This is a genomic window from Candidatus Saccharibacteria bacterium (assembly GCA_017983775.1).
GTDB lineage: Bacteria > Patescibacteriota > Saccharimonadia > JAGOAT01 > JAGOAT01 > JAGOAT01.
On record JAGOAT010000008.1, the window covers coordinates 1 to 22,336 of the forward strand.

A 22,336-nucleotide genomic window follows, 5' to 3' on the forward strand; every position below is an offset into this window, starting at 1 on the left:
ACTACGGCTTGCTGATCGGCTCCAGCAGCCAACATTTGAGCGGCTACAGTCATGCTCTTGGCGGTAGTCTGAGTATTGCAGAAACGATTGGTATTACTAATAATACCCGCAAACAATCCGGTAGCTACACCTGAGTCTAGTAAATTTTGACCCATTGATTCAAATAATGCTACTAGGATCTCCGAAACACTACTTGCTCTTTGGTCTACAAAATTAATACTACCGTAATTGGTATTATTTCTATGATAGTCAATGTTGATCAAATGGTAGCCATCAAATATTGTCGGATATTTTTCTTGCAATCTATCAATTTTTGAAAAATCACTAACCCCTAAGGCGACTACTAAATCAAAATTAAAGGTACCATACTTGTATTCTATGGTCTCTGGATCTATCTGACCCTGATCTGGCATCACACTGATTAACAATCTTCCATCCTCGAGCTTGTAATGCAATCTTTGCAAATGATGATCATCGAGCTTCAGGCTAATAATCAATTCTCTAGAACTCTCTGGTGAGGTAGCAATATTATCAGTATTAATGACCTCTGCCACCTTTGGCAACGGATCAGTCACTACCACTAGACTGGTCTTACCGACCTTACGCATCACATTCTCAAATGCTACCACACCCGCTATCTGGTCATTGTTGGGGTTTTTAGCAGTAACTACCAAGATATTATTAGCCTCGGCCAAAAGCGTATTGATTTGCTGTTTAGGATTGATGGGCTTTACCCTATCTTGCTGTACCTGATTCATCCGTCTTACCATACCACATTAACCTATATTTTACAATAATAAGCCAAGGAATGCACTTCGAGGTGACACCTCAACCACTTTTGGTGATACAAAAAACTACAGTTATCTATATTATAACCTAAAGATATCGATTTGTACGGTGTCACCTTGCCTCTTAGGCATCCCTCTGTATGCTTATCTCTGCAGTATCTTGGTGACTATTTGTGAAGATTTGCTTAAACACATGACTAAGTATAAGATAAAAATAACTATTATTTAATATATTAAATTTATGCTAAGCGATATTATCACCTGGCTATTTCCTGATAGCTGTCTATCTTGTGATTCTGAGGGCGAATTACTTTGTTTAGGTTGTCAACTTAAGCTAAAGGCTCACCCAGAAATCTGTTTTAAATGCAAAAAACCCCAATCACCTCCAGGCTATTGTAGTAGCTGTCAGATCAATTCGACGCTGCTCTCACTCAAGGCTTGTTACCAATTTGATGACCCTACAAAGAGACTGGTCTATGCGGCCAAGTATCAGCTTAATCCAAATGCCCCAAGGCTAATAGGTCAGTTAATACTTGACCGATTAACGCCAGTCTTCTGGCAAGATTTTGACCTGATTAGTTATATACCGAGTAGTAAGCAGAAGCTTCGCTTGCGGGGTAGCAATATTGTAAGAACTATTAGTCACAGCCTATCGACTAGTTCTGGCCTACCAATCATCCCGCTGCTCAATAGGGTCAATAATTATGAGCTCGTGGGTCTAAATAGAACTGATAGGGTAAGAGCGATAAATGGTAGCTTTGAGTTAGTGCCCAAGATGAGCTCAGCCAATTTGACCGGTCTTCGAGTGTTGATAATCGATGATGTCTTGACCTCTGGAGCAACCCTACAGGAGGCTGCTAAGACTTTATCTAGATATGGTTTACAGGTATCAGGACTGGTCTTTGCCCACAGGCTTGATTGACAAACTAATTTTCACACACCTGTTTTTTGTCACCTGAATACTCTTCCGTATTGTCATCTCTAGACTTTTATATTAATCTTTTTACTTTTTCATCCTCCGAAACCCGAAGGGTTTATGAGAGATCTACCCTTCTATTGAGATTTGGATAGTTAGTTGATGCAGAATGCTAGATCTTCCATAATTTCTTGCAGAAATTTGAAAGACGACAAGAGGGTATGGGGGTCAGGGGTGACGAGAAGGGGGCTACAAAACTCAGATAATGACATAAAGTGTCATCCTCTGATTGTCCGGAGAACAATACGGGAAACCAGCATTTTGTATTTGTATTCGTCGTGCTTGAAGCAGGGCTTCCGATGTCCAAATATATCAGAACGAAACAACCGTGATAATTAAGACTGACCAGGTATTTTTAGCTCTGAATCTCCACTTTTGCCCCATACGGGAGGGTTGAAAAATTCAAAGATGGGGATAGAAGGATCCGGGACAGAAACTACTAAAGATAGCTGTTATTTTGGATTTGGTTTTGAGTTGAGGTTGCTATATAATAGGATTAACCTTTTAATTTAATCTTTTTAATAATAATGAAAAAATCCCAACAAGTGGTTGGTAGAAATGATTTACTAGAAATCTATACAGATGGAGCTAGCAGGGGCAATCCAGGCAAGGGCTCCGGTGGATTTGTTTTCTTGGTCAATGGCAGTGTCATCTACCGAGATGCCCAGTACTTCGGAGATATTACCAACAACCAAGCAGAGTATCGTGCCTTACAATGTGCCCTAGATGTGGCACTAGAGTATACTCGTTGGAGAATAAAAATCTATTCAGATAGTCAAATCATGATCAATCAGCTCAATAAACAATGGAGGATCAAAGATCAAGCCCTCAAGTATCTTTATCGCCAGACTATGTTTGCCTCACTAGCTTTTGAATCTGTCGAATACCTGCATGTATCTCGTAATAATCCCTATATATCTGAGGCTGATCGACTCTGCAATAGCTGCCTGGATGAAAAACTAGGGCTTGGACTATAGCAGGCTAATGCCTTTCTACAAGTAGTGAGTTTCTTGCCAATCTTTTTTCACCCGGATGGTAAGGTGTGTTACCAAGTTCCAGCTATTTAATTAATGAATCCTACCCAACCCCAGCTCGACATAAGAGTCTCCCCTGAATTCGCCTAGATAACAGGAGGTAAGTCCTGCTATTATCTAGTCATATACAAATTAAAAACAAAGGAGACACATATATTGGCCTAATCGTACCTTTAAGAGCTACTATAACCACTGTATTGGAAAGTATCACAGATCAGATTTCCCAAGACTAGTCAGCTATACTAGGCTTCTAGAACTAAAGCAGAATGCCTTAGTTCCTCTGTTCTTCTTGTTAGCCAGTCTACTTGGGTCTGGAAAGGGGATTAACTTTATTGACCCTACATCAATCAAGGCCTGTAATAATCGAAGGATATGGAGGCATAAGGTATTTGGGGGTTTAGCTAAGAGAGGTAAGCCTAGTATAGGTTGGTTCTTTGGCTTCAAGCTTCATCTCATAGTTAATCACAAGGGTGAGATAGTATCCTATTCTCTGATAGAGGATATGTATCAAAGGAGCTGTTTCAGAGACTACTTGATAAGGGAATCAAACTAGTAACTGGCATCAAGAAAAACATGAAAAATCAGCTAATGCCTCCCTGGGAGAAGTTAGTACTTAGAAAGAGAGGTATTGTCGAGACTATCAATGACCAGCTCAAGAATATCTCTCAAATAGAGCATAATAGACACCGCAGCCCAATCAACTTTATAGTCAACCTACTAGCAGGACTAACAGCCTATCAACTTAGATCCATCAAACCACAGCTTAAGCTAACCAAGAAGAAAGAGAGGCTGTTGGCTGGGGTTAAACTAAATCCTGCAAAGAATATTCCCTACTTAGCTGCATTAAGAAACTATGTGAACTCTATCATCAGATTGATACTTATTGAAAACAACGCTCTTACCGGTAATTCTACAAGGTTCAATAGCTACTTTTCCTTCTAGGATCATATCTTTAAATACTCGTAATACAGCTTCTCGATTGGTAGTAGCTAGGTTTGATTTAGGGTCAATAATCACGCCTAGTTGATACCCTTCCGGAAGCGCATCTTTAGAAACTGAGATAATTGTCTCTACAATACTATCCACATCATATCTACTAAGAGTAGAAACAAGAGGATTGACTGCTCGCAATACTTTGAGAGGTATTCTAATCCCCTCTTCTGTAGTTGTCGCCGTATCCAGTAATAAAAAATTGCCTAATACTTTATTTGTTTTGGTCTCTACCATTGTTACCACCTGAGCAGATTCTGGAACAATATTGCCAGATGAGGAGTAACATGCATCTCCAATTGCGCCTGCCACAGTTCTCATAAATAAAGATGAGTTTTGTATGAAACCAATTTCTTCTGTGCCCACTATACTACCCTTATTATTAAGATATTCTTGATACCACTTGTCATACCTTGGAAATTTAAGTACATCTTCATTAATCCATTTATTTTCACCCGCTACCCCTATTCCCCAAAATTCTTGCAAGATATTATGACGTAAAAAATCTACAAGAGCTATAGTTTGATCGATACCCAAAGTCAAAGATTGATTATCATCTTTAATACTATCAATGATTGATCTTATACCTTCGGGAATATGTTCTGTATGAATGTATGTAGCTAATAATAAAGCTCTAAGTTTTTGCATCTGCTCTTGATTAGCATAACAAGAGAGTTCTCCGATAAGCACTATACTATTTAGTTGTTGCAGCTTGTCTGATGTATCAATATTGATATTTGATATATCTTGTGCAACTTGATCATTTATCCAGATATCACTAGTTAGAATTTCTTGCCTTAAATCATCTAGTTCCACTGCCAGGATATTTGGGCTATTAAGTCCCTGTTTGTTGATATTGATAGCTTGTAATAGGCTTGCTACCAAGGAGGATATTTCCAAGCCTGCATCTTCAGGGATAGTGGTATCCGCCCTATTTGCTTTAGTTTTGGCTACTTCCCTATGAAATATTTGGCTTGCTTCAGTTTCATTAGCTAATAATAATCTTCTTAGCTCCTCATTACTAATACTAAGGGCCCATTGACCTCTTCTTAACCTCAGAGCATTAGCTATAGTATCCATTCCGTATTCTATTTCTAAGACCATTCTCTCAGCCTCCCCTAAGGGAATACCAGATATTGATTTTAAAAGTGCAGATCTGGCAGTCTCAATAATTGCGTTACATTGTTTTGTTAGTCTACTCTTACCTTTTATTGCATCCAGTCCACCAAGTGAGGCCAACAAAACTTGTATCCTGGATGCTTGACTGTTTGGCTCTTTCTCATCAAGATTATCCAATCCTGGCATTAATGGAACAAATAGCTGAGAATAGGTAGCGGGGGACATATCCAGCAGCTCGGTTTTTAAAAACTTACCCAATGGAGATCTTGGGTTGATAATCTTTCTATCTGAAGACTGAGTATGATTAGATAACCTAATAAACTTCTCTAAATAATTTCTCAAGTTAGGTGCTTTAGCTTTAATAGCATTTAATATCAACATATCTTCTAAGATATATTCTCCTTCTGCGCCTTGTCTCTCATGCAAGTATGGCTGAAGAGTCGTTGCAATACCAAGATTGATTATATTTGACCTCTTGAAGTCTTGATAGATTGTGGGTGCGAGACTGGGATCGGCTTCGAGGAATTCAGTAAGATTATTAACTACATCATATAGCCTCCCTGCTTCCTTGCAGCCTTGATAGATTTGGGAGGCAGTTTCAATACCAATCTTTAATCTCAATCTCATCTCGATATCCTGCAGATACTCTCCTGAGTATTTAAGATAAAATAAAGAGATAAGGGGCAGATATTTTTGGTCTATCTTGTCTAGAATATCTAAATATGATGATTCTGAGTATTGATCCCCCTTGATATTACTTCTTAATTGATTCCAGGTCTCAATGGATAAGTTGAGTAAAGTTTTAAATACGGGTAGGATGTCATAACCTTTTGAATTAACCTCTTCTAGAACAAACTCTACAGCATCTAATTCTAATTCACCTCTTTGATCTTGATCTTCAAGATGAGATAGTGCCATAAAATATTCTCTGACTCTATTATAGAAATCCAGTTCTTGCTGTATACTACTCTCTGAATTCCTTAGGTCTATATCCCCTTGATCAGTGATTGTCTCATGCATCGGATTGTTCTTTCATGGTTATATTATATGTTAATATTTATAAAATGTAATTTAAAGTGTCCGGTTCTTGTCCTGGACACAGTATAATGACCAGCTCAAGAATATCTCTCAAATAGAGCATAATAGACACCGCAGCCCAATCAACTTTATAGTCAACCTACTAGCAGGACTAACAGCCTATCAACTTAGATCCATCAAACCACAGCTTAAGCTAACCAAGAAGAAAGAGAGGCTGTTGGCTGGGGTTATTTAGCTGTTTAGTTATGTCGGGCTGAGGTTACTTAGGGCCGTGCTTCAGTCATCAACAAGAGCTGAGTATCCTTCAAGCTGAATGGTGCTTTTTTCCCAATCAATAAGTACCTGGTATCAAGCTACAGCATAAGCCCCCTTGGAGAATATTACCTATTTCTCTTGTAGTCATTCCGGGGATCATATTTATCTGGCGGAGAGACAGGGGTTCGAACCCTGGAAACGGTAGACCCGTTTACACGCTTTCCAAGCGTGCGCCTTCGACCACTCGGCCACCTCTCCACCACACTATTATAACAAAAATTAAAGGATAAATGGATAATTACAACTGAGCTTTAAACTTCTCCACCAACTCAACTGCTATGGCATCGACATGGTTAAGCTCAGCTAAATATGCACTCAGATAATCTCCAGCTAGAATTGTCATGAATAGTTGCTGGAGATAGGTCTGTCCTGGTGCCTTGAAGCCATAATGTTTGAACCCATGTGACTCAAGCAATTTTGGCATCAGATGCATTCTCTGAAGATTCCTACCATTATCAAGATTTGATGATAATTGGACAACCACAACATTATCCTTGCTCTCTGGCAGGATCCAACCGTTCATCTCATTATGGTTGAGCTCTGGGTAATAATTATAGAAGGCTAGATTTTTGGCATTCTCGTTGATATCAATCTTCCACTTATACCCAGCGCTCTGTAAATTACTACTACTATAAATCAAAGGAGTCTTCCCGACCAATTTGCTTGCCAAATCTTTTACCTGGTTATCACCGGTATTGTCTAAGCTAAATTGTGCCTTATGGACATCTAGCCAATTGGCTAGATCTAGTAATTCCCGGTCAATATCAGGGAATTCCAGTAGATCATAATAATCCAATATCTCCATAAGGGCTTTGAGGTTGGCAAATACTGCCAGCCTTGGCTGGAAGTCTGGTGCTAATCTCGCAATATCAATCCCTCTTTGATCTGCCTCCTCAAGCAACTTACCACCACTGGTAATTACTGCCAACTGGGTGTTTAGCCTGATCGCTTGCTCTAGGCAAGCCAATGTCTCTTCGGTATTACCTGAATAACTACTAGCGATGAAGAGCGTGTGTTCATCGAGCATCTCTGATACACTATACCCCCTAGATATCTCCAGAGGTACTCGCAAAGTATTCCTAAAGGCTTCCTTGACTATTTCCGCTCCCAGGGCGGAACCCCCCATACCAGCGACCACTACTCGAGTGATACCCTCGACCTTGTCTGATGATTTTGCCCGAAAATAGTCCTGCCTCAGCTGGGCTGGCTGAGAATCGATCATAGTAAATATATCCATACCCAGAGTATAGCATGCAAAACTTCTCTATATAAATCTCATATTGCCTTTGAAGCCTAGACCATACTGTAATTCCCCTAGTGAATTCGGCTAATGCAGACTGCTAGATCCCCATGAATCCTTCCAGGATTTTGGAATATGACGAGATTGAGAATGGGAGAAATTTGCAAGATTACTACATGCAGGTTGAAGTTTGGGAGATGGCGGAATTGAGGAGGAAATTCTGAAGCCAAGAATTAAACCGATGCAAGCTTGTCCATAATTAATAGTTGCAACAATCAAGAGGCTATTATCTTATCTTTGAATCTGTAGAAACTTTCTTGGTATCTAACTAGTCCCCTACATCATTGGCATGCCACCGGGCATACCACCACCTGGCATTGCTTCTTCCTTCTCGGGTAAATCTACTACAGCTGCTTCAGTAGTCAGAAGCATTGATGCCGCACTACTAGCATTGATTAGCGCACTCTTGGTCACCTTGACTGGATCAATGATCCCAACCTTGAGCATATCGGCCTTTTGATTCTTAGCAAAATCCCAGCCTGTATTACCATCCTTAGACCCAATAATTGCATCTAAGATTAGAGCAATATCAGTAATCCCAGCATTATGAGCAATCTGTCTGACGGGTGCTTCAAGAGCCTTCTTGACAATCATGGCACCGACGGCTTCCTCATCGTCATAATCTTCTGGATTAATAGTGGTAGCTACTTTAATCAAAGTAGCACCCCCACCAGGAACTATCCCCTCAGCTACAGCTGCCTTAGTAGAAGCTACAGCATCTTCGATCCGGTGCTTCTTCTCCTTGAGCTCCACTTCAGTCGCTGCACCTACCTTAATCACTGCTACTCCACTCTCTAGTTTTGCTAAGCGTTCTTCAAGTTTTTCACGCTCATAATCACTGCTAGTGTTTGGAATTTGGGCTTTGATTTGATCTACTCTCTGCTTGATTTGCTCTGGATCACCTTTGCCATCGACGATAGTAGCATTATCCTTGGTAGCTACTACTTTACGTGCTTCACCAAGCATCTCTACTTCGGTATTCTCTAGAGAAAGACCTAAATCATCAGTGATCACTTGTCCACCGGTCAAAGCAGCAATATCTGCCAAAATCTCTTTTCTTCTATCGCCGAAGGCTGGAGCCTTGATGCCCAGGACACTAAATGTTCCCCGCAATTTGTTTAGGACAAAAGTAGTCAAGGCTTCACCATCAATATCCTCAGCTATAATCACCAACTCTTTCTTGCCAGACTGAGCCAACTTTTCAAGCAGTGGCAAGACGTCATTAATCGATGAAACTTTCTTATCGGTAATCAAAATCAAAGGATTATCATATATAGCCTCCATTCTGGCAGTATCTGTCACCATGTAAGGACTGACAAACCCTCGATCAAACTGCATGCCTTCGACGATCTCGCTTTCTAGGCCTAAGGTCTGAGACTCTTCTACGGTAATTACTCCATTTGCACCAATCTTGCCGATGACTTCAGCAATCAAATTTCCCACTTCTTCACTACCTGCGGAAATACTAGCTACGTTGGCTACACCACTACCCTTAACTGGACTAGCAAGCTTATCGAGCTCAATTACTAAGCCCTTGGTCGCTTTTTCTATCCCTCGACGAATTGCTACAGGGTTGGCACCAGCGGCTACATTCTTCAGTCCTTCGTCTATCAAAGCTTGGGCTAATACTGTTGCTGTAGTAGTACCATCACCTGCAATATCATTGGTCTTAGATGCAACTTCTTTGACTATTTGAGCACCCATATCTTCATATGGATCTTCGAGTTCTATCTCTTTTGCAATTGTCACTCCATCATTGGTGATCACTGGACTGCCATACTTCTTGCTCAAGACCACATTGCGTCCCTTTGGACCCAAAGTAACCTTAACTGTATCGGCTAGTTTGTCTACACCGGCTTTTAGTTTTCTTCTAGCATCTTCACTAATTGTAATGTCTTTTGCCATTTATTATCTCCTTTACTCTACTACTGCTAATACGTCTTCTTCTTTTAATAGAAGAATCTCTTGTCCATCAATCTTATAGCTGGTTGGTCCATATTGGCTGTACAAAACAATTTGACCCACCTTCACCTCTTTGACACCCGTACCGATAGCTAATACCTTGCCCTGTTCAGTTTTTTCTTGAGCATTTTCTGGCAGAATTATTCCTGCTGGTGACTTAGTAGTAACTTCAATCTTTTCAAGCACCACCCTGTCTGCTAGAGGTTTTAATGAAACTTTAGACATCTACTCTCCTTCATGATTAAATTTCTAGCACTCCTTGTCTACGAGTGCTAATTAGAGTGTATTATTCTATATCTGTTTTGTCAAGAACTCTCGAAATGGCATGTAGACTCAATAAATCTCTTTCGACTATAGTATATGACCTGACTGATATGTTTTTTGTCTGAGCAAAGGTCTTATAGTGATGCAATCGATACCCCAGGTAGTCGATTCCGTCCAATATCCTAGCCCCTGTTTGTCTCCACGCCTGTTTATACTTCAGATTGATAGGATTCTTATGACCCGAATCAACTGTAAACTGATCAGACACTGGATCCGTGGACAGAACTTGCTCCCAATCACTGCGTCCATAGATTGGCACCATTCTAGCTAGATTAATTTTTGTATATTCTAATGAAGGGCTGAGCTTAATCTGCCAGGCACTAAAGTCTATGGAGATAATTGTACCCAAGCTAAATCTTCCTGACTTATTTTGATGATTCTCTCGAAGTCTTAACAAACTAAATACGAACATAAACCAACCCTTGGTTAGGTAGGCCCTGTTTGGATCAGACAAAACAACCAAATCAATATCGCTATCCCTAGAGGCACTATTGGAGGCAACACTTCCAGTGACCAGAATTGCTCGAACCCAAGGCAACCTGCTCAATATTGACTGGTACTGATTTGCTCTAGCTAGTAAATCCTGACTGGGGGCACTATTCAAGATTGACCCTCGATAAAGTTAACTAATTCGGCCAAAACCCCTTCCGTCAGCTCCTGGCTTTTGGACTCTAGATTAATTCTCAGATATGGCTCTGTATTTGATGGACGAATATTGGCCCACCAATCCCCCTCATCAATACTAATCCCGTCCAGAAAGCTAAGCCGACTATCCGAATATTTATCCTTAAGTGCATCCAGTGCTTGATTTTTATTTACTATCTCTAAGTTTATCTCACCAGAGCTATGATAAACTATAAAACGCTTCCTGATCTCTGATAGATGGGTGGCTTTTTCTTCCAGATACTTAATGACTTTAAGCATGGTCAGAAGTCCGCTGTCTATCATATAGTTATCAGCAAAATAGTAATGTCCAGATGACTCTATCCCTAGATCAGCGTGATGTTTTAGCATAGCTTCGCGAATAGAAAGGTAGCCCGCCTTACTAATAATTAGCTCAATCCCCAAACGCCTGGCTAGATCTAGAACATTTCGTGATATTCTAATCCCATGTACCAGCCTAAGCTTCTTATCTGGATACCTGTCCCTAAGTGCCAATACCAAAACAATTGCAGTCAGATTACCATCAACAAAATCACCAAGACTATCAACAAAAAAGGCCCTATCTCCATCACCATCGAATCCGACCCCCAAATCTAATCCCTTTCCCCTGACTAACGCTGCCAGATCCCGCATATTCTGCGGTAACATTGGATATGCGGGGTGATTTGGGAAAGTTCCATCTAGTTCTTGGTAAATAGCATCTATGTCAAGCTTTGTTTTTTGCCTAAGTTGATCCACGAATATCCCGGCCATTCCATTGCCTGAATCATACCCAAGTCTGATCTCCGATAAATTACCAACCAGTCCAAGACAATGGTCAATCCAGATGTCAAGTATCCTCTTGCTCTCTACTTGACCTGTCAATCCAGAAGGGGTCTTAAAGTCTTGACGCTCTATCTTGTCTCTCAAAGCCTCTAGTCCGGTACCTAGTCCAAGGGAAGTAATGCAGCCATTCTTGAGACCGCCCGAAATCTTAATGCCCGAGTAGACTCCTGGATTATGGCTAGCCGTCACCATAAATCCTCCAGCGTAGCCAAACCTTGCAATCGAGAAGTTCAACATGTCTGTTGTAACCAAGCCGATATCTACAACATTTCTACCCTGGGTAACTAGACCCCTTACTAGTGAGTTGGCAAGCTGCTCAGACTCTGGTCGCATATCTCGACCAACTACAATTTCACCTGGGGAAAAATAATCTGCCCCCGCTTTACCCAATAAAAAAGCTAGTTGAGGAGTAACGTCCTCAACTAGCCCGCGAATATCGTAACTTTTAAACACGTCAAAATTAATTTTCACGTGAAACCTCCAGACAATAGAAACAGTAGCGCATGTCACACCACACGTTCAAAAAGCAACACCAAACTGTCATTTCCCCTTTGATTACCTCTGTAGACAACCACCAGAGAAACCCATTTTTGTTTTACTCATCTATTGTATCATGGTTGTGTTAAATGTAAAGCTGATTGTTGTCCTAGCAAAAGACCGGTCTTGTGGGTTATAAATATGCTATATAATAAAACATATGCAGTCCGCCAAGATTCATACTAGAAGCTTTGATTTAATTGACAATCAACAAGATTGGGATCAATTAGTCCAATCTTCTCCGGATAATCACCCCTTGCAGCTTTGGGGTTGGGGTGAACAAAAAGCCAATTTTGGCTGGAAACCCTACAGAATAGCCTCCCGCCTTGAGAACCTTGCTATGCAGGTCTTATTAAAACCAATACCAAAGACTGGCTACTTCCTTGGTCATGTCCCAAGAGGACCCATACGGATTGTGGATAGGCTAAGCACAAACCAAACTTCTAGACCTGGACTCCAGGATACTATTGACTTTCTAGAATCAATCAAGGTTATATCCTTGAGACTTGAACCCAACAACCTAGAGTCTGATCCGAATCCCCCCAGTTTATTACAATATGCCAAGACCTACTCCGGTCATGTCCTGACAAATCATACTTTGATCGTTGATCTAAACAAAAGCATTGAAGAGCTTAGATCCAATATGTCTAACAGTTGTCGGTATAATGTTAATAAGTCTGCAAAACAAGCTTCAGTAGTTAGTCTTCTTGATTACCCCGAATATTATCCAGATATTTATAGTATCTATCAAGAAACAGCCCGAAGGGCAGGATTCAATTTATATACTTTTGATTACTATAAATCACAGCTTAACAACCTTTGTGACAATCTTGATATTCTAATTAGTATCGATAATAAAACCAGCAAGCCCATAGCTTTTCTCTGGAATATATATAGTAAGAACATTACTTTTGAACTATATGCTGGCGTAAACTCTCAAGGTCGTAAGTTGCGAGCAAACTACAATCTAAAATACCAAGCGATCTTAAGGGCAAAACAAAGAGGTCAAAAAGTTTATGACTTCAATGGGCGACTTAATGAACAAGTAGATTCTTTCAAGCGATCTTTCGGACCTACTGTAGTTGATAGGATGACTACTCAAAAGATTGTTCTAAGTAGGCTTGATCAACCTTTTGAAATCTTAGAAAGTTTATACAGAAAAATCAAACGATATAGTAATATTTAACCATGATCAAACTACTTCCTTTTCAAAACTACGATCATCGACTCAAGAATCAGCACTTTCAACAGCTCTTTACTTGGGCTGAATTCAAGCATTCTACTGGGTGGAAGCCTTTTTATCTAGAATTTGATCGTCTACCTATTCTAGTGCTTAGTAAGGATTTGCCTATGATTGGTACGGTTTTCCAAATACCAAAGGGACCCGTGATTAAGCCAGACCAGTACGGTATTTTTGATCAACAGGTTCGAGATTATATCCGAACAAATTACAAACATCCAGCAATCCTTAGGGTTGACCCGCATGTTTTAGAATCTGATTTTGGAGCTCCTGAGGATTGGCAAAAAGAAAACACCCATATGCAATTCTCATCAACGGTTTTACTAGATACTACGAATTCTCTAGATGCTCTCCTATCTAGCTTCAAACAAAAAACCCGTTATAATATCCGCCTAGCTGGCAAAAGGGGAGTAGAAATAGTCAATAGTCAAAAATCCCAAATACCCATCCGAGAATCGATTGATGCCCTATATGCCCTGATGGCAGTTACTCAATCTCGGGCAGGCTATTTCCTGAGACCAAAAGCCTATTTTGCAAACTACTGGAATAGATACCACCAGGCCGAACAGGGAACATTTATTTTTGCCAAATATCAGGGTCAGATCATTGCTGGAGGGTTTTTTATCTATCATGACAAGCTGGGTTATTACAAAGATGGTGGATCAAATGGTCATCATCGCTCAAGTATGGCTCCTTATTTACTCCAATGGGAGGCAATCTCATATCTCAGATCCCAGGGAGTAGAGAAGTATGATTTTGTTGGAGCACCTCACTCCTCTCAGCTTGATAACAACCACCCATTTGAATCAATTTACAAATTCAAATCAATGTTTAATCCTAAGATTACTGACTATGCTGGTATCTACAATGTTCCGCTATGCCCCGATAGATATAATCGATACCAAAAATACTTTAAGTATTACAATTCAATCTATATCAGAGCCAAGAAAGATATCTTTTATTGATCCTAAACTTAATTAGAGTGTTTCAAGACTTGAATCAATCTCAATATTAACTGGAATATGGCGCACTATCATCTGATAGGCAAGAGCAGCAATCATTGCGGCATTATCTGTACAAAGTGCTCTTGGTGGTAAAAAAACCTTAACCCTTCTTCCGGTAAACCTTTCAACCAGTTGATCCCTGAGTAAACTATTTGCCATCACACCACCCCCTAGAATAATTGAAGCAGGCTTGGTCTGGTTAAAAGCGATCTCGAATTTATCAACTATAGTATCTACTACATTTTTCTGAAAACTGGCTGCCAGATCCCGTTTAACATTATCGTTCCATTGACCCTGGTCTTTGAGTTGGGTAACCAGCCTTAATACTGCTGTTTTAAGCCCCGAGAAGCTAAATTCTAGACTATCCTTACCCAAACGAGCTTTTGGTAGCTGAAAAGCAGTGTTATCACCCCCTACGGCAAAGTTTGACAGTTTAGCACCCCCAGGATAGCCAAAACCCACTAGCCTAGCGACCTTATCAAATGCCTCACCTGCCGCATCATCCCTAGTAGCTCCCATCAGTTGATGCTTCAAGTCTTGATCCACAAATTGAATATCGGTATGAGCACCTGAAACTACCAGACTGAGAGTTGAGAACTCTGGCCACGCCTCGGGACCAGCTGGATTGATAAAATTTACAAAGCTATGTGCCAAAACATGGTTAACGCCTATCAAGGGTATTGAATATAGCTCTGATAGGGTTCTAGCAAACATATTACCAATGATCAGGGCGCCCATTAGTCCGGGTCCTCGAGTAACAGCAATATAATCAATCTGACCCATATCGATCCCAGTTTGTTCCAGTAGCTCCTCTAGAAGAGGCAGAATAATAGAGAAGTGCTCCCTAGAGGCTACTTCTGGGACGACGCCCCCATATTGATTGTGGGTTTTTTGACTAGCTACCAAGTGACCGATCAACTTATAGCCATCCTCTAAGATCGCCAAAGAGGTTTCATCACAAGAGCTTTCTATTGATAATATTCTCATATACTAGGTAAGTGGTGTACCTGGAGGGAGTTGAACCCCCGACCTTTGGAACCGCAATCCAACGCTCTATCCAACTGAGCTACAGGTACATCTAAATCTTATTATATAATTAAATCATGCAAATAGAAAAGACTACCTGGAAGACAAAGGTCGATCACCAACTTGACAGGGATCAATTCTGGCTCTGGATAATCCTACTTACTATCAGCCTACCTATCACAATATTCTTCAAATCCTGGCTAGTTTCCATAATCGTTTCCTTAATAATAATCCTAATATTAATCAACCAAACAAAGCCCCCTAGCCTTATAAGCTACAAGCTAACCACTAAGTCAATCGAGATCAATAAGACCAACCATCCTTTGCAAAACTTTACTAGTATTGCCATCACTGGTTCTAAAATAATTGTCTTAAAGCATCAAAAGCGTTTTAAGGCTCCTTTGGAGATTCATCTACCCAACAATCTTGAGCAACAATACAAAGTAATTACTATAATCACATCAGTTCTACCCGTAGAATGAGATGAGAGCCAGTAGCTCAATACATGCACTCCTGCCCAACACATTGCGTATTACAAACAAAACTCAACTCTCCCTGAGCTGTATCAGGTGGTCATAAAATAATAAACCACAAAGTCAGTTGGGGTTGGCCAGAGAATACAAATTCTCATCTAATGTCATCATAAGCGATGGTTTTTGTAGTCCAATCACTCTCTATCACAGCTTCGCGACCATTGGAAGTAACCTTAATATCAATATACTTTACAGTTCCACGGCTGGGGGTCTTTATCATTATTATTTAATAAACAAAAATGACCCCATGGGGTCATTTTCCATTGTGGGTTCTATCTGGCGGAGAGGGAGGGATTCGAACCCTCGCACCAGCTTTCGCCGGTCTACCGGTTTAGCAAACCAGCCCCTTCAGCCACTTGGGTACCTCTCCAGATAGTAATTCAAACTCTATAGATATAGAGTCCTATAAGATTATAGCATCTCTTCGGTAAATTTCTAGATAGCTTGATAGATAAGTTAATGGCTAAGTAATCAACAGCAAGACAGCCTCAACCTATCCATCCCAAAAGTTGGTTTTCGGGGGCTATAGTATAAATCGCTCTAGGATCTTAGGGGCATTATCAATTGCAACTGCCTAGGATCAATTGGGGAAGCGTTTATCACGACCGGATCATTTTGACTAACAACATTGACTTGTATCTCTTCAGAATCCAAAGCCTTAATTGACGGTAGTAAGTAGCTAGCATTCAGGCTGATATTAATCTCTTCACCCTGATAATTAATCTTGATATCGGTGCTGTTGTGTCCATATTGAGTATCCGAACTGTTAATCGTTAGTTTTCCAGCCCTAAAAAGTAGGGTAATAATATGGGAATTTTCCCGAGAGAAAACATCTGCCATTTTGACGGCATCAATCAGTTCTTGGCGATTGAGACTAACTTGATTACTTAACTCCTTAGGAATAATCATCTGATAATCGGGAAAATTTCCTTCAATTAGTCTAGTAATAAAACTAATCTCATCAATCACAAACAAAGCCTGTTTGCCATCACAAAACAACTGAACCTCTTCTGCCTCTGATTGAGAAATAATCCTCATCAATTCGACAATAGAATTGATAGGTAACAATATCCCATTATCTAATTGGCCTTCAAAATCAATCTTGTATTCAGATAGCCTATATGAGTCAGTTGAGACCAGGACGATATTATCAGCCTTTTTGTAAAGATAGACCGATGATAACGACGGATGATTTTGATCAATACTAGCTGCGAAAGAGGTTTTTTGAAAACCCTCCAATAATTCTTTTGAGTTAAATTTCAAGGGTTTGATATTTCTATCAAAACTAATTGTTACAAAATCTTCAGGGTTTGCTAAGTTCACCCTAGAATCAAACCCATCACTAACTATTTCCAAAACCCCTTGACTAGCCACTAACTGTAATTTATCAGATTTAACATTGCTAATGATATCGGTAATTAGTTTTGCCTGCACTAAGATGTCTCCTGGTATCTCCGTCTTACATCCCAACTCATAAATCATAGAGGTTTCCAGGTTACTGGCTTCGAGAACTAAACCCTGATCAGTTGCTCTAAATAAAATATTACTAAGCACGGGTAGATTCAATCTACTAGAAGTAACCCTAGAAACTGACATCAGTGCCTTACTTAGTAATTTTTGGGATACGGATATTTTCATAGTATTTCCTTTCTAATTAATAATAAAGATAGTAGTAATAGTAGGCTTTGTGAAAAACCTGGATAAACAAAAACCCAACCAGGATTATCCAAACAAGAACCGAATGAATAAAACTGTTTAACTGTTGGGGTTACAATGTGGAATAGTTTAGAACTAACCAACTGGCTGTTGATAAGTAGGGAGTTATCCATAAGGCGGTTCATTAGTTGTTGATAAGTTCCTTTAAAGTATCTCTATCACTTTTAATCTCAGCTTGATCTTGATCTAATTGTTTTTTGATTTTCTTAACGCCATAAAGTATAGTAGTGTGATCACGATTACCAATGATTGTAGCGATTTGAGGATAACTCATATTAAAGTCATAATAGAATAGATACATTGCCATCTGCCTTGGATAGGCAATCTCGCGACTTCTTTTTTGACCCAATATATCATTAACGGATACTTCAAAGTATTCAGCAACACGTTCTAAGACCTGTCTAGGTTTTAGGCGTCTTTTTTGGTTTGATACACCAAGTATTATTGATACTTCCTGAGAAGTCAAAGACCTTTCCTTGATTGATTGATGAGCTCCAATTTTTTTTACAGCACCCTCTAGGTCGCGAATGTTAGATTTGACCGTTTCTGCAACTAAAGAAATAATCTCTTGACTAATACTAACCTCGGTAGATTTTGCCGTATTACTAACAATTGCTTCGCGGGTTTCGTAGTTTGGTAATTGAATATCCGCCACCATTCCGCCCTCAAATCTTGAACGTAACCTCTCTTCTAGTGTCGGAATCTCTCCAGGAGGCCTATCTGAGGTCAGGACAATCTGTTTGTTGGCATGATAGAGGGCATTGAAGGTGTGAAAGAACTCTTCCTGGGTGGCATCTTTTCCGGCAATAAATTGCATATCATCTACTAGTAATAAATCAGCCTTGCGGTATTTGTCGGTAAATTTTTGTCCTTTCTTGATTGCTGAAATGAATTCATTAGTAAAGTCTTCAGAAGTAATATAATGACTGTTGATATCAGGAAAAGCTTGCTTGAGACTTGATTTGATTGCCCAGAGTAAGTGAGTCTTACCAACGCCGGGTGGACCATAGATAAATAGAGGATTATAGCGCTCACCTGGGTTCTGTGAGACATGAAGAGCGGCAGCATAGGCGAGATTATTGCTTGACCCAACCACAAAATTGTCAAAAGTATACTTATCAAGTAACCCATTAGTCTTGATTTGTAGATGGGTTTGTGGTTGATTTTGGTTTAAGAGAATATCGCTAGTAGGGTTTTGTTTTTGGTTGCTGGTTTGGTAGCTAAGCTTGATATTGGTTTGTCCAAGTTTTTTACTAAGAACAGCAACTATTTTATTGTTTAACTTATCTTTTGCAAATTTCTGGGCAAAACTACTATTAAGAATCAGGATATAACTAGATGAAGATGGGTCAGAAGAGTCTAGGTCAGAATTTCTGAGCCAGATGTATTGACTACTACTGAGATCAGCCTGTAACTCACCCAAGCATAGTCGCCAAACGGTAGAAAGATTGTGATTGTTTTGCCCCTCCATTTAAGACTCATTATAGGGTACTTGGTAGTTTTCCACAAGGATGAAAAGCAAAATATTTTGATATTTATCCACAGGTAAAAATAATTTCATATCTGTAGATAAGGTTAAAAAGTTTTATGTGGAGAGAATTGTGGATAAAAAATAGACTTGTATTTGCTAGGATTTTTAGTTATAATACCCAAGTTATGAGTCTAACCTATAGAGCAAAGAAACGTAAACGCCTGCGTAAGCATGGATTCTTTAAGAGGATGTCAACCCGTGCGGGTAAAGCAATTCTTGCTAGAAGAAGAAATAAACAAAGAAAGAGAATAACAGTTTAATCTACTTGTAGATGCTTGCCAGAAATCAAAGGCTGAGGGACTCTGGATCCATTCAGAGAACCCTGAGAAAGAGTAAGAAAGTAGATATAGTCTGGGCAAATATTTATATTAGCAAGACTAAGATTCGAAATACGAGGGGGGCAGTAATAGTCAGTAAAAAGGTTAGTAAAAAAGCAATAATTCGCAATAGAATCAGAAGAAAAATCTATGAACAAATCCGGCAAACTATTAGAGAGCAACCACTCTCTTGTGATATAGTATTAGTTGTGAAACAAGAAATCTCCCAGCTTGACTCAAAGATTATTGGGCGAGATCTCATTGGCGGGTTAGGTAAGGGTCTTGATTTTAATGTAGACGGGGGGCAGGTTGATATCAATAAGTAGATTAATGATTGGATTGATTAAGGCTTATCAGGCTACTTTGTCTCCAGACCATGGCCTGATGAGATTTAAGTATCCTTTGGGTTTTTGTCAAAGTCCTGAAACCTGTAGCGAGTATGGTCTAAGGCAATACTCAGAGCTAGGATTTTTTCAAGCAACTGTTAATACGGGTAAGAGAATTATTGGGTGTAGTCAGTTTAAAGGAAGGAAATAAATCATGGAGAAGCTTTTTAATTTTTTAATTGTTCCGATGCTCAATCTGCTGATGCTAATATATGCAATCTTGCCCGGCAATGATTTTGGTGTAGCGGTCATAATAGTCACAATTCTTATTAGGTTGGTACTTTGGCCAGTTAATAGTAAGCAACTACACTCCCAAAAGAAGCTTAGAGAGTTACAGCCTGAGATTCGGAAGATTAAGCAAAAAAGCAAGGGAGACCGCCAAAAAGAGCAGGCTATGTTGGCTCAGCTTTATAAAGATCAAGAGGTTAATCCAGCAGGGTCTTGCTTGATGGCAATAGTCCAATTACCATTTATGGCTTCGTTGTACTTTGTCTTCCAAAGAAGCTCCAAGGAGTTTGGTGAGATATTCGGTAGTCTTTATGGATTACTACAAAACAATCAATTTATATTGGATCTAAAGAACAATCCTGCTTTGTACGACCCTAGCCTGCTTGGTTTTATTCATCTGACAAAACCAAGCATCGCTCTAGCTGTTTTGGCAGGATTAGGACAGTTCATCCAGACTAGGATGCTGCAGACAAATCAGGCGAGTACTAAATCTGAGAGTAAGAAGAAACAGCCTAGCCCCCAAGAAGATATGATGCGCGGGATGACCTATGCTTTTCCGCTCTTTACGATCTTTATTGGTAGTAGATTACCAGCAGCACTCTCACTTTACTGGCTAGTATCTACTATTGTTAGTATTATTCAGCAATACTTAGTTTTAAATAAAGAAGTAAGGAAGATGGAAGGGGAGGGTAATGAATAATCAAGAGGTTTTAGGTTGGCTTAGGGGGGTTGTAAAAATCTTCGATTCTGGTGCAAGTGTAGATTATATTGAGCATACTAGACCAGAGTTCAAAATTATTACAGAAGATTCTAGGTTGATTGGTAGCCATGGTGAGAACCTTAAAGCACTTGAATATCTAGTGGGTCAGGTGTCAGAATATCAGCAAGGCTCCAGACCAAGCTTGGATATTAATGATTACAAGAAAGAGCGTCAGGAGAAGTTGATGATGATGGCAGAGGGTGCTGCGGATCAGGTGGTAGCTACTGGAAGAGACAAGGTGTTGTCTGAAATGAATAGTTTTGAAAGAAGAATTATTCATATGGTGTTAGCGGACAGAGCTGATGTAGAGACCGAAAGCGTGGGCGACGGAAGGTTGAAACGGGTCAAGATAATTCCAAAAAAATGAAGCTGATTAATCAGCTGATAGACCGGACTAGAAATTTTGATAGGGAGCATTACTCTGGTAGCCAAGGGTTTTTTAACCAAATATGCCAAGATGTTCAACAAAGGTCTTCTTGTATTGGGCAACACACTATCAGCATAGGACAAATTTTATTAGGTTAAGTAATGTTGATTCATGGGTTAAGACTTGATAATTTTCGGAGCTATCAATCATTGAGCTTTGAGTTTACCGCACCAGTCACTGTAATTATTGGTCAGAATGGTAAGGGTAAGACCAATCTAATCGAAGCGATTTATCTGACAAGCCTGAGTAAGTCTTGGCGAACAAAAGATCAAAATCTGGTCGGGCAACACGGGGAGGGCTATCAGGTTCAAGCGATTTGGGATAAGGATGATATCACGGTTAGCTATCAACCAAAGACTCGCAAAGTTATTACGAGATCTGGTGTCGAGATTAAGCCAGGGCAACTAGTTGGGCTTAATCCACTAATCTTATTTGAGCCCAACAATCTAAATTTTTTTCTTTTAGGGCCGAGTTATCGCAGGAATTATTTAGATCAAATTCTTTGTCAGCTGGACAGTTACTACCTAAGCAGCCTTAATAAATATACAAAAGTTGTCCGACAACGTAATAATGCCCTGAGAAAACAACTCAGCCAAGATTTGCTATTTGCCTACAACTTACAATTGGTTGAGTACGGTTGGTTTATTCATCAACAAAGAGCTAAGTTGGTAGACTATTATAATCAAGAATTAACAATTTGGTATCAAAAGATAAGCGGACAAAAAGAGATACTAACTATTGAGTATTATAGTAATATTGGACTTGATCCAGATCAATACCTGACAAGGCTAGGTAGTAGCTTATCAAAAGATTTAACCAGACAATCTACATCGGTTGGGGTACATCACGATGATCTTGTGGTTAGAATTAATGAGCAAGAAGTGGGAGACTATGCCAGTAGGGGAGAAAGCAGAACGGTGATACTTGCTATGAAGCAAGCAGAATTAGTCCATATAGAGCAATCTTTGAATAAGAGCGCTCTATTCTTGCTGGACGATGTGATTAGTGAGCTGGACTACCTTAGAAGGAGACAGTTACTTTCTATCTTAGATCGACAACAATCGATTATTACCACCACAGAAGCAGTTTCAGGGTTAACAGATCAGTCTACCGTTCTTAGTCTTTAGTTAGTATTGTCCCCCTCTTTCAGCACGAGGCACAAAAGATTGAGAATGGCATAGGTAGAATAAAGGACGAAGAGCTTGAGAATAATAATAAATATTATCTTTAGACTTCTATTAGTTACTTCAGGTGTAAGGGGGAGATTATTGAGATTGACCAGAGGAATAATATCGTA

The 22,336-nt window shown here is 39.7% G+C and carries 23 protein-coding genes, 3 tRNA genes and 1 pseudogene; 14 read left to right on the forward strand and 13 right to left on the reverse strand.

What is annotated here, in order from left to right; all coding sequences use genetic code 11:
* Positions 1-758: DHH family phosphoesterase (locus tag KA531_01535; GenBank protein MBP6005569.1), on the reverse strand; the 758-nt coding region annotated here is incomplete at its 3' end.
* A gap of 271 nt (positions 759-1,029) precedes the next feature.
* Between KA531_01535 and KA531_01540 the strand changes: the two genes are divergently transcribed.
* The 4 genes from KA531_01540 to KA531_01555 all read left to right on the forward strand — a co-directional run bounded on the left by KA531_01540 (position 1,030) and on the right by KA531_01555 (position 3,740).
* Positions 1,030-1,710 carry a ComF family protein gene (locus KA531_01540; protein ID MBP6005570.1) on the forward strand — a complete coding sequence of 227 codons (681 nt, stop codon included), beginning with the start codon at positions 1,030-1,032 and terminating at the stop codon, positions 1,708-1,710.
* A 581-nt stretch (positions 1,711-2,291) separates the two neighbouring features.
* Positions 2,292-2,741, forward strand: a complete 450-nt coding sequence (locus KA531_01545) for a ribonuclease HI family protein (GenBank protein MBP6005571.1) — start codon at positions 2,292-2,294, stop codon at positions 2,739-2,741.
* A gap of 346 nt (positions 2,742-3,087) precedes the next feature.
* Positions 3,088-3,351, forward strand: a complete 264-nt coding sequence (locus KA531_01550; protein MBP6005572.1) for a hypothetical protein — start codon at positions 3,088-3,090, stop codon at positions 3,349-3,351.
* Positions 3,279-3,740, forward strand: a complete 462-nt coding sequence (locus tag KA531_01555) for a transposase (GenBank protein MBP6005573.1) — start codon at positions 3,279-3,281, stop codon at positions 3,738-3,740. Before KA531_01550 ends, KA531_01555 begins: the two co-directional genes overlap by 73 nt.
* On the opposite strand, the gene KA531_01560 is transcribed toward KA531_01555, so the two are convergent.
* A complete protein-coding gene (locus KA531_01560) occupies positions 3,642-5,927 on the reverse strand; it encodes a hypothetical protein (GenBank protein ID MBP6005574.1) in 2,286 nt (761 codons plus the stop codon). The genes KA531_01555 and KA531_01560 overlap by 99 nt on opposite strands.
* A gap of 88 nt (positions 5,928-6,015) precedes the next feature.
* Here KA531_01560 and KA531_01565 point away from each other — a divergent pair.
* Positions 6,016-6,180 (forward strand): annotated as a pseudogene (locus KA531_01565) (IS982 family transposase).
* A 187-nt stretch (positions 6,181-6,367) separates the two neighbouring features.
* On the opposite strand, the gene KA531_01570 reads toward KA531_01565, so the two are convergent.
* The 6 genes from KA531_01570 to KA531_01595 all read right to left on the reverse strand — a co-directional run bounded on the left by KA531_01570 (position 6,368) and on the right by KA531_01595 (position 11,805).
* Positions 6,368-6,458: transfer RNA gene (locus tag KA531_01570), tRNA-Ser, on the reverse strand.
* 40 nt (positions 6,459-6,498) lie between these two features.
* Positions 6,499-7,497, reverse strand: coding sequence for an SIS domain-containing protein (locus KA531_01575; GenBank protein ID MBP6005575.1), 999 nt, complete (start codon positions 7,495-7,497; stop codon positions 6,499-6,501).
* Between the two features lie 339 nt (positions 7,498-7,836).
* Positions 7,837-9,465 carry a chaperonin GroEL gene (groL, locus tag KA531_01580; GenBank protein ID MBP6005576.1) on the reverse strand — a complete coding sequence of 543 codons (1,629 nt, stop codon included), beginning with the start codon at positions 9,463-9,465 and terminating at the stop codon, positions 7,837-7,839.
* A 12-nt stretch (positions 9,466-9,477) separates the two neighbouring features.
* Positions 9,478-9,747, reverse strand: coding sequence for a co-chaperone GroES (locus tag KA531_01585; protein ID MBP6005577.1), 270 nt, complete (start codon positions 9,745-9,747; stop codon positions 9,478-9,480).
* 61 nt (positions 9,748-9,808) lie between these two features.
* On the reverse strand, positions 9,809-10,450 hold the full coding sequence (locus tag KA531_01590) for a nucleotidyltransferase domain-containing protein (protein ID MBP6005578.1): 642 nt from the start codon (positions 10,448-10,450) through the stop codon (positions 9,809-9,811).
* On the reverse strand, positions 10,447-11,805 hold the full coding sequence (locus tag KA531_01595) for a phosphomannomutase/phosphoglucomutase (GenBank protein MBP6005579.1): 1,359 nt from the start codon (positions 11,803-11,805) through the stop codon (positions 10,447-10,449). Before KA531_01595 ends, KA531_01590 begins: the two co-directional genes overlap by 4 nt.
* Positions 11,806-12,031: 226 nt before the next feature.
* Here KA531_01595 and KA531_01600 point away from each other — a divergent pair, with 226 nt between their 5' ends.
* Positions 12,032-13,057, forward strand: coding sequence for a peptidoglycan bridge formation glycyltransferase FemA/FemB family protein (locus KA531_01600; protein MBP6005580.1), 1,026 nt, complete (start codon positions 12,032-12,034; stop codon positions 13,055-13,057).
* A gap of 2 nt (positions 13,058-13,059) precedes the next feature.
* Positions 13,060-14,076, forward strand: coding sequence for a peptidoglycan bridge formation glycyltransferase FemA/FemB family protein (locus KA531_01605; GenBank protein MBP6005581.1), 1,017 nt, complete (start codon positions 13,060-13,062; stop codon positions 14,074-14,076).
* A gap of 12 nt (positions 14,077-14,088) precedes the next feature.
* Here KA531_01605 and tsaD read toward each other — a convergent pair whose 3' ends face one another.
* Positions 14,089-15,102, reverse strand: coding sequence for a tRNA (adenosine(37)-N6)-threonylcarbamoyltransferase complex transferase subunit TsaD (tsaD, locus tag KA531_01610; protein MBP6005582.1), 1,014 nt, complete (start codon positions 15,100-15,102; stop codon positions 14,089-14,091).
* Positions 15,103-15,114: 12 nt separating this feature from the next.
* Positions 15,115-15,191, reverse strand: a tRNA-Arg gene (locus tag KA531_01615).
* A 27-nt stretch (positions 15,192-15,218) separates the two neighbouring features.
* On the opposite strand from KA531_01615, the gene KA531_01620 reads away from it, so the two are divergent.
* Positions 15,219-15,623 (forward strand): hypothetical protein, encoded by a 405-nt coding sequence (locus tag KA531_01620; GenBank protein ID MBP6005583.1) that lies wholly within the window; start codon positions 15,219-15,221, stop codon positions 15,621-15,623.
* A 328-nt stretch (positions 15,624-15,951) separates the two neighbouring features.
* Here the strand turns inward: KA531_01620 and KA531_01625 are convergent.
* The 3 genes from KA531_01625 to dnaA form a co-directional block, all read right to left on the reverse strand.
* Positions 15,952-16,044, reverse strand: a tRNA-Ser gene (locus KA531_01625).
* A gap of 170 nt (positions 16,045-16,214) precedes the next feature.
* Positions 16,215-17,312: a DNA polymerase III subunit beta gene (dnaN, locus tag KA531_01630; protein MBP6005584.1), complete on the reverse strand. Its 1,098-nt coding sequence runs from the start codon at positions 17,310-17,312 to the stop codon at positions 16,215-16,217.
* 202 nt (positions 17,313-17,514) lie between these two features.
* Positions 17,515-18,861 (reverse strand): chromosomal replication initiator protein DnaA, encoded by a 1,347-nt coding sequence (gene dnaA / locus KA531_01635; GenBank protein ID MBP6005585.1) that lies wholly within the window; start codon positions 18,859-18,861, stop codon positions 17,515-17,517.
* Positions 18,862-19,046: 185 nt separating this feature from the next.
* Between dnaA and rpmH the strand changes: the two genes are divergently transcribed.
* The 6 genes from rpmH to recF all read left to right on the forward strand — a co-directional run bounded on the left by rpmH (position 19,047) and on the right by recF (position 22,166).
* Positions 19,047-19,181, forward strand: a complete 135-nt coding sequence (rpmH, locus tag KA531_01640) for a 50S ribosomal protein L34 (protein ID MBP6005586.1) — start codon at positions 19,047-19,049, stop codon at positions 19,179-19,181.
* 11 nt (positions 19,182-19,192) lie between these two features.
* Positions 19,193-19,564, forward strand: a complete 372-nt coding sequence (gene rnpA / locus KA531_01645) for a ribonuclease P protein component (protein MBP6005587.1) — start codon at positions 19,193-19,195, stop codon at positions 19,562-19,564.
* Between the two features lie 4 nt (positions 19,565-19,568).
* Entirely contained in the window at positions 19,569-19,775 is a 207-nt protein-coding gene (gene yidD / locus KA531_01650) for a membrane protein insertion efficiency factor YidD (GenBank protein ID MBP6005588.1), read from the forward strand.
* A 3-nt stretch (positions 19,776-19,778) separates the two neighbouring features.
* Entirely contained in the window at positions 19,779-20,552 is a 774-nt protein-coding gene (locus KA531_01655) for a membrane protein insertase YidC (GenBank protein ID MBP6005589.1), read from the forward strand.
* On the forward strand, positions 20,545-20,979 hold the full coding sequence (locus KA531_01660; GenBank protein ID MBP6005590.1) for a hypothetical protein: 435 nt from the start codon (positions 20,545-20,547) through the stop codon (positions 20,977-20,979). The genes KA531_01655 and KA531_01660 overlap by 8 nt, the downstream gene beginning before the upstream one ends.
* 161 nt (positions 20,980-21,140) lie before the next feature.
* Positions 21,141-22,166: a DNA replication and repair protein RecF gene (gene recF, locus KA531_01665; protein MBP6005591.1), complete on the forward strand. Its 1,026-nt coding sequence runs from the start codon at positions 21,141-21,143 to the stop codon at positions 22,164-22,166.
* Positions 22,167-22,336: the final 170 nt, after the last annotated feature.

What these genes read in the sequence shown, in the direction of transcription:
- KA531_01540 (MBP6005570.1), top strand. Translation starts at nt 1,030, where the DNA reads ATGCTAAGCGATATTATCACCTGGCTATTTCCTGATAGCTGTCTATCT.
- KA531_01545 (MBP6005571.1), top strand. Translation starts at nt 2,292, where the DNA reads ATGAAAAAATCCCAACAAGTGGTTGGTAGAAATGATTTACTAGAAATC.
- KA531_01560 (MBP6005574.1), bottom strand. Translation starts at nt 5,927, where the DNA reads ATGCATGAGACAATCACTGATCAAGGGGATATAGACCTAAGGAATTCA.
- KA531_01575 (MBP6005575.1), bottom strand. Translation starts at nt 7,497, where the DNA reads ATGGATATATTTACTATGATCGATTCTCAGCCAGCCCAGCTGAGGCAG.
- groL (MBP6005576.1), bottom strand. Translation starts at nt 9,465, where the DNA reads ATGGCAAAAGACATTACAATTAGTGAAGATGCTAGAAGAAAACTAAAA.
- KA531_01585 (MBP6005577.1), bottom strand. Translation starts at nt 9,747, where the DNA reads ATGTCTAAAGTTTCATTAAAACCTCTAGCAGACAGGGTGGTGCTTGAA.
- KA531_01600 (MBP6005580.1), top strand. Translation starts at nt 12,032, where the DNA reads ATGCAGTCCGCCAAGATTCATACTAGAAGCTTTGATTTAATTGACAAT.
- KA531_01605 (MBP6005581.1), top strand. Translation starts at nt 13,060, where the DNA reads ATGATCAAACTACTTCCTTTTCAAAACTACGATCATCGACTCAAGAAT.
- tsaD (MBP6005582.1), bottom strand. Translation starts at nt 15,102, where the DNA reads ATGAGAATATTATCAATAGAAAGCTCTTGTGATGAAACCTCTTTGGCG.
- KA531_01620 (MBP6005583.1), top strand. Translation starts at nt 15,219, where the DNA reads ATGCAAATAGAAAAGACTACCTGGAAGACAAAGGTCGATCACCAACTT.
- dnaN (MBP6005584.1), bottom strand. Translation starts at nt 17,312, where the DNA reads ATGAAAATATCCGTATCCCAAAAATTACTAAGTAAGGCACTGATGTCA.
- dnaA (MBP6005585.1), bottom strand. Translation starts at nt 18,861, where the DNA reads ATGGAGGGGCAAAACAATCACAATCTTTCTACCGTTTGGCGACTATGC.
- rpmH (MBP6005586.1), top strand. Translation starts at nt 19,047, where the DNA reads ATGAGTCTAACCTATAGAGCAAAGAAACGTAAACGCCTGCGTAAGCAT.
- rnpA (MBP6005587.1), top strand. Translation starts at nt 19,193, where the DNA reads ATGCTTGCCAGAAATCAAAGGCTGAGGGACTCTGGATCCATTCAGAGA.
- yidD (MBP6005588.1), top strand. Translation starts at nt 19,569, where the DNA reads ATGATTGGATTGATTAAGGCTTATCAGGCTACTTTGTCTCCAGACCAT.
- KA531_01655 (MBP6005589.1), top strand. Translation starts at nt 19,779, where the DNA reads ATGGAGAAGCTTTTTAATTTTTTAATTGTTCCGATGCTCAATCTGCTG.
- KA531_01660 (MBP6005590.1), top strand. Translation starts at nt 20,545, where the DNA reads ATGAATAATCAAGAGGTTTTAGGTTGGCTTAGGGGGGTTGTAAAAATC.
- recF (MBP6005591.1), top strand. Translation starts at nt 21,141, where the DNA reads ATGTTGATTCATGGGTTAAGACTTGATAATTTTCGGAGCTATCAATCA.